This is a genomic window from Pseudomonas imrae, from assembly GCF_046352735.2.
GTDB lineage: Bacteria > Pseudomonadota > Gammaproteobacteria > Pseudomonadales > Pseudomonadaceae > Aquipseudomonas > Aquipseudomonas imrae.
Window position 1 is genome coordinate 1603255 of the sequence record NZ_CP110853.2, and the last position, 15719, is coordinate 1618973.

13 protein-coding genes are annotated in these 15719 nt (G+C 58.7%); 7 read left to right on the forward strand and 6 right to left on the reverse strand.

Features of this window, described 5'->3' with window-relative positions:
• The first annotated feature begins 97 nt into the window (after positions 1–97).
• From OQ460_RS07405 to OQ460_RS07435, 7 genes are all read left to right on the forward strand, one after another.
• Entirely contained in the window at positions 98–1087 is a 990-nt protein-coding gene (locus tag OQ460_RS07405; protein ID WP_410021196.1) for an alpha/beta fold hydrolase, read from the forward strand.
• Positions 1088–1312: 225 nt separating this feature from the next.
• Positions 1313–1804, forward strand: coding sequence for a ribonuclease E activity regulator RraA (rraA, locus tag OQ460_RS07410; protein WP_410021197.1), 492 nt, complete (start codon positions 1313–1315; stop codon positions 1802–1804).
• 25 nt (positions 1805–1829) lie between these two features.
• Positions 1830–2825 carry a zinc transporter ZntB gene (locus OQ460_RS07415; RefSeq protein ID WP_410021198.1) on the forward strand — a complete coding sequence of 332 codons (996 nt, stop codon included), beginning with the start codon at positions 1830–1832 and terminating at the stop codon, positions 2823–2825.
• A gap of 85 nt (positions 2826–2910) precedes the next feature.
• A complete protein-coding gene (locus tag OQ460_RS07420; protein ID WP_410021199.1) occupies positions 2911–3156 on the forward strand; it encodes a CrfX protein in 246 nt (81 codons plus the stop codon).
• A gap of 2 nt (positions 3157–3158) precedes the next feature.
• Positions 3159–3983 (forward strand): mechanosensitive ion channel family protein, encoded by an 825-nt coding sequence (locus OQ460_RS07425; protein WP_410021200.1) that lies wholly within the window; start codon positions 3159–3161, stop codon positions 3981–3983.
• Between the two features lie 87 nt (positions 3984–4070).
• The gene (sigX, locus tag OQ460_RS07430; RefSeq protein WP_410021201.1) at positions 4071–4661 is read left to right on the forward strand and encodes an RNA polymerase sigma factor SigX; all 591 of its coding nucleotides are present in this window, start codon (positions 4071–4073) and stop codon (positions 4659–4661) included.
• A 107-nt stretch (positions 4662–4768) separates the two neighbouring features.
• Complete coding sequence (locus OQ460_RS07435; protein ID WP_410021202.1) at positions 4769–5749, forward strand: OmpA family protein; 981 nt, start codon at positions 4769–4771, stop codon at positions 5747–5749.
• Between the two features lie 60 nt (positions 5750–5809).
• On the opposite strand, the gene cobA is transcribed toward OQ460_RS07435, so the two are convergent.
• The 6 genes from cobA to OQ460_RS07465 all read right to left on the reverse strand — a co-directional run bounded on the left by cobA (position 5810) and on the right by OQ460_RS07465 (position 15148).
• Positions 5810–6547, reverse strand: coding sequence for a uroporphyrinogen-III C-methyltransferase (cobA, locus tag OQ460_RS07440; protein WP_410021203.1), 738 nt, complete (start codon positions 6545–6547; stop codon positions 5810–5812).
• A gap of 10 nt (positions 6548–6557) precedes the next feature.
• On the reverse strand, positions 6558–9266 hold the full coding sequence (locus OQ460_RS07445) for a molybdopterin-dependent oxidoreductase (protein ID WP_410021204.1): 2709 nt from the start codon (positions 9264–9266) through the stop codon (positions 6558–6560).
• Positions 9266–9583: a nitrite reductase small subunit NirD gene (gene nirD, locus OQ460_RS07450; RefSeq protein ID WP_410021205.1), complete on the reverse strand. Its 318-nt coding sequence runs from the start codon at positions 9581–9583 to the stop codon at positions 9266–9268. The genes OQ460_RS07445 and nirD overlap by 1 nt, the downstream gene beginning before the upstream one ends.
• Entirely contained in the window at positions 9580–12033 is a 2454-nt protein-coding gene (nirB, locus tag OQ460_RS07455; protein WP_410021206.1) for a nitrite reductase large subunit NirB, read from the reverse strand. The genes nirD and nirB overlap by 4 nt, the downstream gene beginning before the upstream one ends.
• A gap of 233 nt (positions 12034–12266) precedes the next feature.
• A complete protein-coding gene (locus OQ460_RS07460; protein WP_410021207.1) occupies positions 12267–13937 on the reverse strand; it encodes a protein kinase domain-containing protein in 1671 nt (556 codons plus the stop codon).
• On the reverse strand, positions 13937–15148 hold the full coding sequence (locus OQ460_RS07465; protein ID WP_410021208.1) for a nitrate/nitrite transporter: 1212 nt from the start codon (positions 15146–15148) through the stop codon (positions 13937–13939). The genes OQ460_RS07460 and OQ460_RS07465 overlap by 1 nt, the downstream gene beginning before the upstream one ends.
• Between the last annotated feature and the right edge of the window lie 571 nt (positions 15149–15719).

Sequence of the window (15719 nt, forward strand, 5' to 3'; positions counted from 1 at the left end):
GCCATTTGTCGGTCCACTGCTATGGTGGGCCGACATTTCTCATTCTGTACAGGGCGGAACTCCATCTGGACACCGCCCTTTTTTGTGCAAGAACACTATGCAAAGCAGCAGCAGTTTATTTCCCGTCGCCTTGACCAGTGCCGAGCGTCGTGGCGACCTGAGTGAAGATGTCTATCGCCTCAAGCCTGGCAACAGCCCGGACGGTACGGTTGAGCTGGCAGTGACGCGCCTGGGGCTGGCCGATGTCCAGCAAACCCGGGGCGTGCCGGTGGTCCTGTTGCATGGCAGCTTTTCCAACCGGCGCTTCTGGTACTCGCCTGAAGGTATTGGCCTGGGAGCCTATCTGGCACGCCAGGGCTTTGATGTGTGGATCCCTGAAATGCGTGGTCACGGGCTTTCCCGACGTAACCAGGATTACGCCCGCAACTGCGTAGCTGACTACGTGCGTTACGATCTACCGGCGATTGCCGCCTTCGTGGGTGAGCAAAGCGGGCAAGTTCCTCACTGGATCGGCCACTCTCTGGGCGGTACGACCCTCGCGGCGGCATTGGGTGGCCAATATCTGGCAGGGCCAACGGTCGCTTCCGCGGCACTGTTTGGTTGCCAGGTCAGCCGTACCTACTGGCCATTGAAAATCCCACCGGTGGCGTGGGGAGGGCGATTCATCTTGAAACGCTTTGCTCAACTTTCCGGGGCACGTCTCAAGCGCGGCCCAGAAGACGAACCCGTCGGCCTGGTCCTGGAAAGCATGCGCTGGCATGGCTTGTTCGGGCGTTTTGGCGATGCCGAGCGTGACTGGTGGAAAGGTTTGGCCGATGTCGCTGTACCGTTGTTGGCGGTGAGTGCGGCCGGTGATCGCCAAGACCCGGATTGGGCCTGCCGCAAGCTGTTTGAACAGGTGGGTTCCGAGCACCGCCAATACCTGTGCCTGGGCCGTCGGCAAGGGTTCGCGGGAGATTTCGGGCATGTCGAGATGCTGGTCAGCAAGGCGGCCCAAGCCGAAGTATGGCCGTTGGTAAAGCGTTGGTTGAGAGACCCGCTGACCCCTGTGACAGGCGCGCATCCGCAAGTGCTTGCCACCGATTGAGAAGGGCCCAGCCAGAGCGTTTCGCTTAATGTCAGTTGCGGCTAAGATATGACGCATGGTGCTGTTCTGGTCATATTCAGTCGCGCAGTGGCTATTGCGTTGCTCGCATCGGAATCTGATCATTGCGGTGCGCAGCGGGCAGGAATTAAATAATGTCCGTTGTGATGCGTTTCCAGACTTAGCCGTGGATGTTCGACACCTTCTTTCACTGACAGGAGTTTTTCGATGAACCATTACGTGACCCCCGACCTGTGCGATGCCTACCCGGAGCTGGTACAGGTACTCGAACCTATGTTCAGCAATTTCGGTGGCCGGGACTCCTTCGGTGGTGAAATCGTTACCATCAAGTGCTTTGAGGACAACTCTCGGGTCAAGGAGCAGGCTGAGCTCAATGGCACCGGCAAAGTGATGGTAGTGGACGGTGGCGGCTCCCTGCGTCACGCCTTGCTGGGTGACATGATCGCCGAGAAAGCCGCGAAAAATGGCTGGGAAGGGATAGTGATCTACGGTTGTATCCGTGACGTGGATGTCCTCGCCCAAACCGACCTGGGCGTACAGGCCCTGGCCAGCCATCCATTGAAGAGCGTGCGGCGTGGTATTGGTGATGTGAGCGTACCCGTGACGTTTGCCGGTGTGACTTTTCGCCCGGGTGAGTACGTGTATGCCGACAATAACGGCATTGTCGTTTCGCCAAGCCCTTTGAAAATGCCCGAATAACAGCAGTTGATCGACAGGGGTGAGGATGTTCGAGGAAGAAAACGCGCAGTGGGGGCTGGTGCATGCCCTGGTGCTGGACGGTAAAGGCGGCGCGCGTTCCATTGCCCGGACTGAGCTTGACGACTTGCAGATGCAGCCACATGAAAGCCTCTGGCTGCATTGGGATCGCAGTCATCCCCAGACCCAGACCTGGTTGCGCAAATCCAGCGGTTTGAGCGAGTTCGCCTGTGACTTGCTGCTGGAGGAGAACACCCGTCCACGCCTGCTGCCGTTGGCGGATGCCGAATTGCTGCTGTTTTTGCGCGGGATCAACCTCAATCCCGGCGCTGAACCGGAAGATATGGTCTCGGTACGTATCTTCGCTGTAGCCGATCGGGTCATTTCCCTGCGTTTGCGGCCATTGCGCGCCACTGATGAATTGCTGGTGCGGTTGGCGGAGGGCAAAGGCCCCAAAACCGCCTCGGAACTGATCCTCTACATGGCTCAGTACCTGACTAATAAAGTGCAGGACCTGGTCAGCGACCTGTCTGAAATCGTCGATATTGAAGAAGAAAAACTGGATGCCGACGAACGGTATACTCCAGAGCACGGCAGTGTTTTGCAGATCCGTCGGCGAGCCGCTGCGCTCAAGCGTTTCCTGGCACCGCAGCGTGATATTTTTGCTCAACTGACCCGCATAAAATTGCCTTGGTTCGTCGATGACGATGCCGACTATTGGAACGAATTGAACAACAGCCTGACTCGTTACCTGGAAGAGCTGGAGTTGGCTCGCGAGCGCGTGGGGCTTGTGCTTGAGGCCGAAGACCGGCGCTTGAGCGTACGCATGAATCGCACTATGTACCGCTTCGGGATCATTACCGGGATCTTTCTGCCGATGAGTTTTCTCACGGGACTTCTGGGGATCAACGTCGGGGGAATTCCTTTTTCTGAAAGCCCCTACGGGTTCGCGATTGCCTGCCTGTTAATGATATCGGTGGCGCTGGGGCAATGGTGGTTGTTCAGACGTTTACGCTGGGTCTGACCTGAATATGACCTGAATGGGCGTGAAGGTCATGTGACCCAAAGAATTTTGCCCTCGTCTTTTAATTCACTTGCGAGAGGTCCCTATGCACGATCCGTTTGAACAGTCGCTACGTGACATGCTGAATGCTTCGCCATCCAACCGGGATGACGATGCTTGCCTGGGCCGCGTATTGAAAACCGCTAACCGCCAGGTCGGTGCGGGGGACCTGTTCGGCTTGCTCGGACGCTGGCTGCCGGCACTGATGATCGCCGTGAACAACGGTTCGGCTCACGTTTCGCCGGTTTCTCGTCGTAAACCTATTGCTCGCTCTGCTGATAAGGCTGATTGAATATGGAACTTGATCTCTGGACCCAGAGTCTGGTCACTGCCATGACGGCGTTGTGGACCAAGGTGGCGAATTTCATTCCCAACCTGTTCGGGGCGTTGGTGCTGGTGCTGTTGGGTTTTGTCGTGGCCAAGTTGCTCGACACCTTGTTGTCCAAGCTGCTGGCCAAGCTGGGTCTTGATCGCATCATGGGTGGGACCGGCCTGACCAAGCTACTGGGTCGTGTTGGCCTTAAAGTGCCGATCTCTACCTTGATCGGAAAGATTGTTTATTGGTTCGTTCTGCTGATTTTTCTGGTTTCTGCGGCGCAATCCCTTGGACTTGAGCGAGTTTCAGCTACGCTCGACATGTTGGCGCTGTACTTACCGAAGGTTTTCGGTGGCGCGCTGGTGTTGTTGGTGGGGGTTTTGCTGGCGCAATTGGCCAACGGGCTGGTACGCGGCGCCGCCGAAGGTGTCGGTCTGGACTACGCCAGTGGCTTGGGGCGAATTGCCCAGGGACTGGTGATTATCATCAGTATTTCGGTCGCGATCAGTCAGTTGGAGGTCAAGACTGACCTGCTCAACCATGTGATTGTGATTGTTTTGATTACCGTTGGTCTGGCTGTTGCGCTGGCCATGGGGTTGGGAAGCCGGGAAATTGCCGGGCAGATTCTTGCGGGAATCTATGTGCGTGAGTTGTATCAGGTAGGGCAACACGTACGTGTAGGTGAGGTCGAAGGGCAGATCGAAGAGATCGGCACGGTAAAAACTACAGTGCTGACCGATGATGGCGAACTAGTGTCGCTGTCTAATCGAATTCTGCTGGAGCAGCAGGTGAGTAGCCGCTAAAGCGGTAAACCCTGCTAATGTACGCCGCCGCGAACCTGGGTAACCAGGCTCTGGCGGACATTGACCTGACTGTCGGCACGACTTGTTTTGAATAAAGCCCAAACGCTGTCCACGCGCTATGACCCCCGTGAGCTCTCTGATGAGGAGTTGGTCGCGCGTGCGCACACGGAGCTGTTTCACGTAACGCGTGCGTACGAAGAATTGATGCGCAGGTATCAACGCACTCTGTTCAACGTTTGTTCAAGGTATTTGGGGAACGATCGTGATGCGGATGATGTCTGTCAGGAAGTGATGCTCAAGGTGTTGTACGGCTTGAAGAACTTTGAGGGGAAATCGAAGTTCAAGACCTGGCTCTACAGCATCACGTACAACGAGTGCATCACGCAGTATCGGAAGGAACGGCGAAAGCGTCGCTTGATGGACGCTTTGAGTCTGGACCCCCTTGAGGAAGCGTCTGAAGAAAAGGCGCCGACACCCGAGGAAAAGGGCGGACTTGATCGCTGGCTGGTGCATGTGAATCCGATTGACCGTGAAATTTTGGTGCTACGATTTGTCGCAGAGCTGGAATTTCAGGAAATCGCTGACATTATGCATATGGGTTTGAGTGCTACAAAAATGCGTTACAAACGTGCTCTTGATAAATTACGTGAGAAATTTGCGGGCGGTACTGAAACTTAGTTCAGTGCAAATATCTCTTACGTGTAGGCAAGTTCTGTTAGACTTGTCGCCGAGTTGTCCCCCGGTATGTGGGACTGCTTTACAATCACCAGATGGGGATTTAACGGATGAAACTGAAAAACACCTTGGGCTTGGCCATTGGTTCTCTTATTGCCGCTACTTCTTTCGGCGTTCTGGCACAAGGCCAAGGCGCAGTTGAAGGCGAGCTGTTCTACAAGAAGCAGTACAACGATAGCGTCAAGCACATCGAAGACGGCTTCAATCCTGGCGCTCGCATCGGTTACTTCCTGACCGACGACCTGTCCTTGAACTTGTCCTACGACAAGACCAACCACACCCGTTCGAACGACGGTACTGGCAACCAGAAGATCAAGGGTGACACTGGCAGCCTGTTGGCTACCTACCACTTCGGTCAGGCTGGTGTTGACTCCCTGCGTCCATACGTAGAAGGTGGTTTCGGTCACCAGAGCCGCACCAACGTAGAAGCTGATGGTCACAGCGGTCGCGATCAGTCGACTCTGGCTATCATCGGTACCGGTGTTAAGTACTACTTCACCAACAACCTGTTCGCTCGTGCAGGCGTTGAAGCAGACCACAACCTGGACAACGGCAAGTGGGATTACTCCGCACTGGTTGGCCTGGGCGTGAACTTCGGCGGTAACGCTGGCGCAGTAGCTCCAGCTCCTACCCCAGCACCAGCTCCAGAGCCAGTTCCAGAGCCAGAAGCTCCGGTTGCTCAGGTTGTTCGTGTTGAGCTGGACGTTAAGTTCGACTTCGACAAGGCTGTTGTTAAGCAAGACAGCTACGGCGACGTGAAAAACCTGGCTGACTTCATGGCTCAGTACCCAGCTACCAACGTAGAAGTTGCTGGTCACACTGACTCCGTAGGTCCAGACGCCTACAACCAGAAGCTGTCCCAGCGTCGTGCTGACGCTGTTAAGCAAGTCCTGGTTAAAGACGGCGTTGACGCTGGCCGTATCACCTCCGTAGGTTACGGCGAGTCCCGCCCAGTTGCTGACAACGCAACTGAAGCTGGTCGTGCTGTTAACCGTCGCGTAGAAGCTTCGGTTGAAGCTACCGCTCAGTAATTACTGAGTAGTAGAGAAAAGCCCGGCTTAGGCCGGGCTTTTTTTCGCCTGCAATTTGTCTCAGGCGCTGGCCAGCAACACCGCTTCCACTTCCGTCGCCGCCACCTCGCCGATCACCAGGATCGCCGGGCTCTTCAAGGCAAACGCCTTGGCGTCTTCTTGCATGCGGGCCAGGGAGCTTCGGCACTCACGCTGCACGGGCAACGAAGCGTTCTCGATCATCGCCACCGGCATATCGGCAGCCATGCCGCCCTTGAGCAATTGCGCGGCAATTTCTTCGAGTTTCGCCACGCCCATATACACCACCAATGTGGTGCCGCCCTCGGCCAATGCTCGCCAATTCAGGCTGCTGTCGTCCTGAGTGTGTGCGGTGACCAGCGTCACGCCGCGACTGATGCCGCGTAGTGTCAGGGGGATATCGCAGTTCGTCGCGCCCGCCAGCCCGGCAGTAATGCCATTGACCAACTCTACCGCCACGCCGCGTTCCTTCAGCCACATGGCTTCTTCTCCGCCCCGTCCAAAAATGCACGGATCGCCGCCTTTGAGACGTACTACACACTTACCCTGGCGTGCATACCGCAGCATCAGGCGGTGAATAAAATCCTGTGGCGTGGAGCGGCATCCGCCGCGCTTGCCGACCGTGATGACTCGCGCACCGGGACAGTGCTCAAGTACTGCCGGGTTGACCAGGTCGTCAATCAACACCACATCAGCTTCATGCAGGGCCCGCACGGCCTTGAGGGTCAGCAACTCCGGGTCGCCGGGGCCTGCACCTACCAGCCAGACTTTTGCGCTCATACTTTTCCCCTCACACACTGATTGCGATTGGCTGCGGACGGCTGGCCAATAGACGTTTGATTTCTGGTATGCACGAGCCGCATTGCGTGCCACATCCAAGCTCCTGTTTGAGCCCGTTAAGATCCAGGCCCCGGGCAATCCCGGCGCACACAGTGCTTTCACTGACGTTTTTGCAGTTGCACAGCGTTTTGCTGCTGGTCGCACCGCCACCTGGTGGTGCGCTCAAGGGCGCCAAGAGCCAGCGTCGCAGTTGGTCGTCAGCCTTGCCTTCCAGCCATAGGCTTTGCAGCCAATGGCGGGCGAGGGTCTCGCCCGCCAGGCGTAGGGCGGTGATGCGGCCTTTTTCGATTTTTACCCGCTTGCCGATGGAGCGGCGCGGGTCGTCATAAGCCATTACAGGGCCGTCATTGAGGCCCAGCAATTGGTCGATACTTTTGAGCAAGCGCAGATCCGGCGCCTCGGTATGGGCCGCGCGCACCAGCAATGCGGGACGCTCGCGCCCGGCCAGGCTCAGGCTGACATAGGCAAAGCCTTCGCATAGCGGGCGCAAGGCTTCAAAGTGCTGCTGCACATCGCCCTCGATCAATGCAAATAACTGCCAGGGCAGTTGCACGGCTTCCAGGCGTACACCGCTGTGCTTGAGTTCCGGTTGTTTCGACAAGGGGTCGAACGCCGGCTGGGTGAGGGTGTTGACCCCTCCCTTGAGGAAGCGATCGCCCCAGTGCATCGGCAAAAAGGCTTGGCCGGGGCGCACACTGTCGTCACCGCTGACAGCCACAATCACGTTGCCGCGACGGCTTTTGAGGTTGACCAGATCACCGTCCTTGAATCGATGTCGGCGCAGTTCGTCTGGGTGCAGGCTGAGCAAGGCCTCGCTGACATGGCCAAACAGCTGTGCGGCGCTGCCAGTGCGGCTCATGCCGTGCCATTGATCTCGCAGACGACCGGTAATCAGAGTCAGTGGGAAACGAGCATCTCGTTGTTCCTTGGCGGCGCGATACGGGTCGGCAATAAAGTGCGCCCGGCCACTGTCGGTGGGGAAGACCCCGTCGGTGTACAACCGTGCCGTGCCGCGTTGTGCGTCGACTGGAAAAGGCCATTGTTGCGGGCCGATCTGGTCGAGCAGGGCATGGCTGATGCCCGACAAGTCCAGGTCCCGGCCACGCGTCAGGAGCTTGAACTCATCAAAAATCTGTGTCGGTTGCTCAAAGGCAAACAGGCTGGGCAGGCCTGGCCGCAAACGCCGTTCCAGGCGCTGGGCGAAGTCCACGGTAATTGCCCAATCCGGCCGAGCCTCACCAGGCGGGGTAATGGCTTTGCGGACGTGGGAAATACGCCGCTCGGAGTTGGTGACCGTGCCTTCCTTCTCACCCCAACTGGCTGCCGGCAATAACAGATCGGCGAAGGCTGCGGTTTCCGTGGTGCGAAAGGCCTCCTGCAACACTACGAACGGACACGCTTGCAGAGCCTGGCGTATTGCCGTCTGGTCCGGCATGGATTGGGCAGGATTGGTGCAGGCGATCCACAACGCCTTGATCTTGCCGGCGTGCACCTGTTCAAACAGCTCGATTGCGCTCAGCCCGGTGCTTGCCGGTAGTTGTTCGATGCCCCAATAAGCGGCGACTTCCGAGCGATGCGCAGGGTTGGCCGCTTCACGATGGCCTGGCAATAGATTCGACAGGCTACCGGTCTCGCGTCCACCCATGGCATTCGGCTGGCCGGTGAGAGAGAACGGTCCGCAGCCTGGCCGACCGATGGTCCCGGTGGCCAGGTGCAGGTTGATCAAGGCACTGTTTTTCGCGCTGCCAGCGGTCGACTGGTTAAGGCCCATGCACCACAGCGACAGGAAACTTGCAGAAGTGCCGACCCATTGTGCGCATTGGCGCAGTTGCTCGACGCTGATCCCGCACAGTTGCGTGACCATTTGTGGCGTGTAGTCGTGGACCAGACGTTTCAGCTCTTCCAGTCCGTCGGTATGGGCCTGGATGAAGTCACGGTCGATCCAGTCTTCCCACAGCAGCAGATGCAAGATCCCATGGAACAGCGCAACGTCTGTACCCGGGAGAATCGCCAAGTGCATGTCGGCCAGATCGCAGGTGTCGGTACGACGTGGATCGATCACCACAACTTTCATGTGCGGCCGGTGAACCTTGGCTTCTTCCAGGCGACGGAACAATACCGGATGGGCGTAGGCCATGTTACTGCCGACGATCAACACGCAATCACTGGATTCCAGATCCTCGTAGTTGCATGGCGGCGCATCGGCTCCCAGGCTGCGCTTGTAGCCGACTACCGCCGAGGACATGCATAGCCTGGAATTGCTGTCGATATTGTTGGTGCCTACCAATGCCCGGGCGAGTTTGTTGAAGCTGTAGTAATCCTCGGTAAGCAGTTGCCCGGAGATATAGAACGCCACGCTGTCGGGGCCGTGCTCGGCGATGGTCTCGGCGAACACGCTGGCGGCGTGTTCCAGGGCGGTGTCCCAGTCGGTACGGCTGCGGGCAAGGGCTTTGCCCAGCCGCAGCTGCGGGTACAGCGCCCGTGCGCTCAGGTCGCCGGTCAGGTGCAGGCTGGCGCCCTTGCTGCACAGCTTGCCGAAGTTGGCAGGGTGCGTCGGATCGCCACTGACGCCGAGGATCTGCGTGCCGTCATGCTCGATCAGCACGCCGCAACCGACTCCGCAGTAGCAGCAGGTCGACGCGGTGGTCTGGCGGTTCATCAACCGGCGTCCCGTAGGGCGAGCATTACCCGGCCGTTTTCGACGCGGGCCGGATGATGATGGGCACACCCGATATCCGGTGCCTGGGCTTCGCCGGACGCCAGGTCAATCTGCCAGTTGTGCAACGGGCAAGCGACGCGTTTGCCATAGATCAGCCCTTGGGACAGCGGGCCACCTTTGTGCGGGCAGCGGTCATCAAGGGCGAAGACTTCGTCGCCACTGGTGCGAAAAATCGCGATGTCTCCCTTGGGCCCATTGATGATGCGCGAGCCGAGGGCATTGATTTCTTCGAGGGCGCAGATATCCAGCCAGTTCATGCCGGCACCTCCAGTTGTTTAACGGGGATAACGTCGAACTCCTTTTTCAGTAGCGGCTGTTCCAGTCGCTCCTTCCACGGGTCCTGTTCAAACGACAAGGAAAATTGCAGGCGCTCATTCAATGCCTGGCGTCGAGCCGGGTCTTCGAGTACGGCTTTCTTGATGTGGTCCATGCCGACCCGTTGCATGTAATGCACGGTGCGCTCCAGGTAGAAGGCTTCCTCGCGATACAGCTGCAGGAATGCGCCGTTGTATTCGCGCACTTCTTCAGCGGTCTTGAGCTTGACGAAAAACTCCGCGACTTCGGTCTTGATCCCGCCATTACCGCCGATGTACATCTCCCAGCCGGAATCGACGCCGATGATTCCCACGTCCTTGATTCCGGCTTCCGAGCAGTTACGCGGGCAACCGGACACGGCGAGCTTGACCTTGTGGGGCGACCACATGTTGAACAGGTCATGTTCCAGTTCGATACCCAGTTGCGTGGAGTTCTGCGTGCCGAAGCGGCAGAACTCGCTACCCACGCAGGTCTTTACGGTACGGATGGATTTGCCGTAGGCATGGCCGGATGGCATATCAAGGTCTTTCCACACGCCCGGCAGGTCTTGTTTCTTGATGCCCAGCAGGTCGATGCGCTGGCCACCGGTGACCTTGACCATTGGCACGTTGTACTTGTCTGCCACATCGGCAATACGGCGCAGTTCCGAAGGATTGGTCACACCGCCCCACATCCGCGGGACCACCGAGTAGGTGCCGTCCTTCTGAATATTGGCGTGGGCCCGCTCGTTGATCAGGCGCGATTGCGGGTCATCCTTGGCTTCGCCCGGCCAGGTGGAGATCAGGTAGTAGTTCAGCGCGGGGCGGCAAGTAGCGCAGCCATTGGGTGTACGCCAGTTCAGGTAGCTCATGGTGCCGGCAATGGTCAGCAGGTGCTGGTCGCGGATGGCCTGGCGGATTTGTCCGTGGTTGAGGTCACTGCAACCGCAGATGGCTTTTTCGCTCTTTGGCTTGACGTCTGCGGCGCCGCCCACGGTGTTGATCAGGATCTGTTCCACCAGCCCGATGCAGGAACCGCAGGAGCTGGCGGCCTTGGTGTGCTTCTTTACCTCGTCGACGCTGAACAGTCCCTGCTCCTGGATCGCCTTGACGATGGTGCCTTTGCATACGCCGTTGCAGCCACAGACTTCAGCGTTGTCGGCCATGCTCATGGCCTTGTCCTGACCCTGGTGGCCGACATCGCCCAAGGCGTTCTCGCCGAACATTAAGTGATCACGGATCTCACCAATGCCATGGTTCTCACGAATCTGCCGGAAGTACCAACCACCGTCGGCGGTGTCGCCGTACAGGCATGCGCCCACCAGGATGTCGTCCTTGATCACCAGCTTCTTGTAGACGCCGCCGATAGGGTCGGAAAGCGTGATGGTCTCGGTACCTTCGCCACCCATGAAGTCGCCGGCAGAAAACAGGTCAATACCGGTGACTTTCAGCTTGGTGGAGGTCACCGAGCCTTTGTAGGTCGCGAACCCCAACTGCGCCAAGTGGTTGGCGCAGACCTTGGCCTGCTCGAACAGTGGCGCCACCAGGCCATAGGCAATCCCGCGGTGGCTGGCGCATTCGCCGATTGCATAGACGCGCGGGTCGTATGTTTGCATCGTATCGTTGACCAGGATCCCGCGATTGCAGGGGATGCCGGACTTTTCCGCCAGCTCGGTGTTGGGTCGAATGCCAGCAGCCATTACCACCAGGTCAGCGGGAATTATGTCGCCATTTTTGAACTGGACCGAACCAACGCGGCCGTTGCCGGCGTCATGCAGGGCTTGGGTCTGTTCACACATACGGAATACCAGGCCACGGCTTTCCAGTTCGGTTTGCAGCAACTGACCACTGGTTTTGTCCAGTTGCCGCTCCAGCAGCCATTCGCCGATATGTACGACAGTGACGTGCATGCCGCGCAGCATCAGGCCGTTGGCCGCCTCGAGGCCGAGCAGGCCGCCACCGATGACCACCGCATGTTTGTGGGTTTTGGCGGTGTCGATCATGGCCTGTGTATCGGCGATATCGCGGTAGCCGATAACGCCCTGCAAGGTGTTGCCGGGAATCGGCAGAATGAATGGAGTCGAACCGGTGGCGATCAGCAGGCGATCATACTTGGCCTCGCTGCCGTCTTCGGCGATGACTTTGCGCTTGACTCGGTCGATCTGCACCACCTTGCGGTTGAGCAGCAACTTGATGTTGTTCTGCAGGTACCAATCCAGATCGTTGAGCACGATTTCTTCGAATGTCTGCTCGCCGGCCAGCACCGGCGACAGCAGGATGCGGTTGTAGTTGGTGTGGGGCTCGGCGCCAAAGACCGTGATGTCGTACAGCTCGTTGCTCAACTTGAGTAGTTCTTCAAGGGTGCGAACCCCGGCCATGCCGTTGCCGATCATCACCAGTTTGAGTTTTTTCATGTCGTTCTCCGCAATGGCTCGACCAATCACGCGCAAACAAAAAAGGCATCCCCGCTAGATAACCAGCGAGGACGCCTTTGTCCTGGTCCCGTTCTCTCGGGAAAGCTCCTCCTTCGTCGTTGAAGGATGAGCTGTATGTGTGTTGTTGCAGAAGCTAATGCAGTGGTTGTGCCAAGTTGCGCGGACCCCGGTTTTATTAGAGGCGCGGCGTAGCTGGCGTGCAGTTTTGCCTCTTACTGGTGCAATAACCCATACAGCAGCACCAGATTGATCAACAACGAGACCATCGCCAGGGTCTGCCAGACCTTGAGCGGTTCACGCTCCAGCAGCGGACGCGGGCGAATACTCAGCTCACGGCGATCAGCCTGTTCCAGCACCAGCAGCCATTGCTCGGCCGTTTCATAACGCTGGCCGGGTTGCGCGGCCACGGCTTGTTCCAGGCTTTGCTGCAACCAGTCGGGCAGATCGGGTCGAAAACGGCTGGCGCTGATCGGCGTGGTGAACTTGGGGCGCTGGAAGGCTTCGATTTCGCCGTAGGGATAATGCCCTGTCAGCAGGTAATACAAGGTCACGCCTACGCTGTATAAATCCTGCTGCGGGGTAGGGCGTTCGCCCTGAAAGGCTTCCGGGGCGATAAAGCTCGGGGTTCCCGGCAGCAGGTGGGCGCGGTCTTCGGATAAGCCGGGGCAGTAGGCCAGGCCGAAATCCAGGACCCGCAATTCTCCATCGTCTCCCAGTAGCAGGTTTTCCGGTTTGATGTCGCGGTGCAGGATTTGCCGACGATGCAGTTGCCCGATCGCCCGCAACAGGCGTTCGGCCAACGATTGCCATTGCGCCAGTGGCAGGGGGCCGTGCTGCTTGAACAGCTCGGCCAGGGTCAGCCCCGGATATTCGCGCATCACATAGTACAAATGCTGACGTGCGCCGGCCGCATGCACTTCAGGAAACGCCCGCCCGGCGACCCTGCGCAGAAACCATTCTTCCGAGAGCAAGGCTTGGGCCGCGAACAGATCGTCATCAAGGCTGACGGGGAGGGTCTTTAACAGCCAGGGTTGCTGCTGGGCATCACGCACCCGGTAGAGCAGCGATTGACGGCTTTGACCCAGTGTTGATTCCACCTGCCAGCCTTCGAAGTGCTGGCCGGCTTTCAACATCGGCGGCAAAGGCCACTGCTGCAATTGCACCAGTGCGTCACCCAGGGTGGCGGCGCCAAGTTGATCGATGCGCACCAGCAGCGCGCTGGCATTGTCCTGGCTACCGGCCAGGTGGGAGGCGGTGATCAGGGTGTTTACGGCCAGATCCAAATCGATCTGTTCGCGCAAGATTGCGCTGATGCTGTGATCGCCCAAGGTTGACCACACGCCATCGCTGAGCAACAGGAAACATTCACCCTCGCGCAGTTCGCCGTCGAGAAAATCCACCACCAGATGCTGATCCAGGCCCAGCGCGCGCTTGAGCACATGTTGCATGCCCGGTTGTTCCCACACGTGCTCTTCGCTGATACGCAGCAACTCGCCGTCGTACCAACGATATACCCGGCAATCGCCGACATGCGCCAAGGTAAAGCGCTGTCCGCGAAATACCAGGGCGCTGAGAGTGGTCAACAACGGCTGGCCGCCGCCATTGGCTTGCAACCAGCGGTTCTGTGCCAGTAACAGCCGATCCAGGGCATGGGCCACGCCCCAGGTCTGCGGCGTGGCGTAATAGTCCAGGGCCAGGGCCTGCAAGGTCGAACGCGCCGCAAGGCCGCCGTCCGCGCATTGACTGACTCCATCGGCGATAGCGCACAGATAGCCTTTGCTGGCGGCCAGCTCCGGTGCCGGGGTAACCAGGCGCAAGGCGTCCTGGTTCTCTGCCCGCGGACCGATGGCGCTGGCTTGGGCAAAACTCAGTTGCAGGCCCATCAGACCCGCGCTGCGGTGACGGCTGCCGAGCCCCAGGTGGTTCTCCAGCGACGCTTGACGCCATAGAGGCCGAACCAGGCCAACACACCCAGGCTGGCGAACAGCCAGAGTGCTAGCTGATAGCTGCCGGTGCTTTGCTTGATCGCCCCCATGCCCGCCGCCAGGGCGAACCCACCGATGCCGCCGGCCATGCCGATCAGGCCGGTCATAACCCCGATTTCACGACGAAAGCGCTGGGGCACCAGTTGGAAAACCGCGCCGTTCCCCGCACCTAGACCGAGCATGGTGCAGACAAAAAGAGCCAGGGCTGCGTAGGAATTTGGTAGGTTGAATCCCACCGCGGCAATGCAGACAGCGGCCACGGCATACATACCCAGCAGCGTGCGAATGCCGCCGAAACGGTCCGCCAGGGCGCCGCCCAATGGCCGCATCAAGCTGCCGCCGAACACGCAGGCGGCGGTGTAGTAACCGGCAGTGATCGGGCTCAGGTTGTATTGATCGTTGAAGTAGCCGGGCAGGGCGCTGGCCAGCCCGATAAATCCGCCGAAGGTGACGCTGTAGAAAAACATGAACCACCAGCTATCACGATCACCCAGGGCCTTGAAGTAATCGGCCATGGATTTGGCTTTCGGCCGCTCAGGGGCGTTGCGCGCCAGCCAGGCGAACACGATCAGGGTCAGGATCAGCGGGATCAGGGCAAAGCCAAACACATTGCTCCAGCCAAACGCGGCCGCCAGCACGGGGGCCAGCAAGGCCGCGAACACTGTGCCGGAATTGCCAGCCCCGGCAATGCCCATGGCTTTTCCTTGGTGCTCGGCCGGATACCATTGCGACGCCAGAGGCAGGGCAACGGCGAAGGACGCACCCGCCATGCCGAGGAACAGGCCCAGCAACAGGGCTTGTTCATAAGTGTGGATCCCCATTTTCCAGGCCACGAACAGCGCGCCAATAACGATCACCTGGCCAATCAGGCCGGCGGTCTTGGGAGATAGCCTGTCTGCCAGCATCCCCATCAGGAACCGCAATATGGCGCCGGCCAGGATGGGTGTCGCCACCATCAGCCCGCGTTGCTGGGTGGTCAATTGCAGGTCGGTGGCGATCAGCACGGCCATGGGCCCCAGCAGGTACCAGACCATGAAGCTCAGGTCGAAATACAGAAACGCGGCAAACAAGGTCGGGGTGTGACCGGATTTCCAGAAGCTTGATTTCATCACGCACCTCAGCGGTAAGGGGTCTTATAAGAAGGCCTTGTGATGGAGCGGCTGATAAAGGCCACCCCACCGGCCCCGGGCTATGGGGCCAAAACGAAAAAACGCCGCCACCGGGTTCGCTATGGCAAACCGGATGTGCGACGTCTTTGTCGTGGTGGGGCAACCGCCGTTGGTTACCTGTAGTGTTTGGCTAGCAAGTCTTGCGCCAATGCTGCTGAGGGAGTTGTTTATTTGTTTTCGGGAGCGGGTATGTCCGTTGCTGCGGTTGTGGTGGCTATGGGTTTCGCCCTTGCGACCAGGGGCTTTCAAGGTCTTTAAGAAACAACTCAGTCCGGCGAAAGCAGGCCAGTCAGGCAAGCATTCGGACCACAGAGATCTTTGGAGTGCGAGCACCGAAAATGTGGGAGCGGGCTTGCTCGCGAATACGGTGGCTCAGTTACATATGTACTGGCTGGCACACCGCCTTCGCGAGCAAGCCCGCACATTTTTATCGAGGTGCATCAGGCCGATAACCGACAACGTTCTAATGCTCGAGAACCTCACATGATTCAACTTCACAGACAGTCAAATT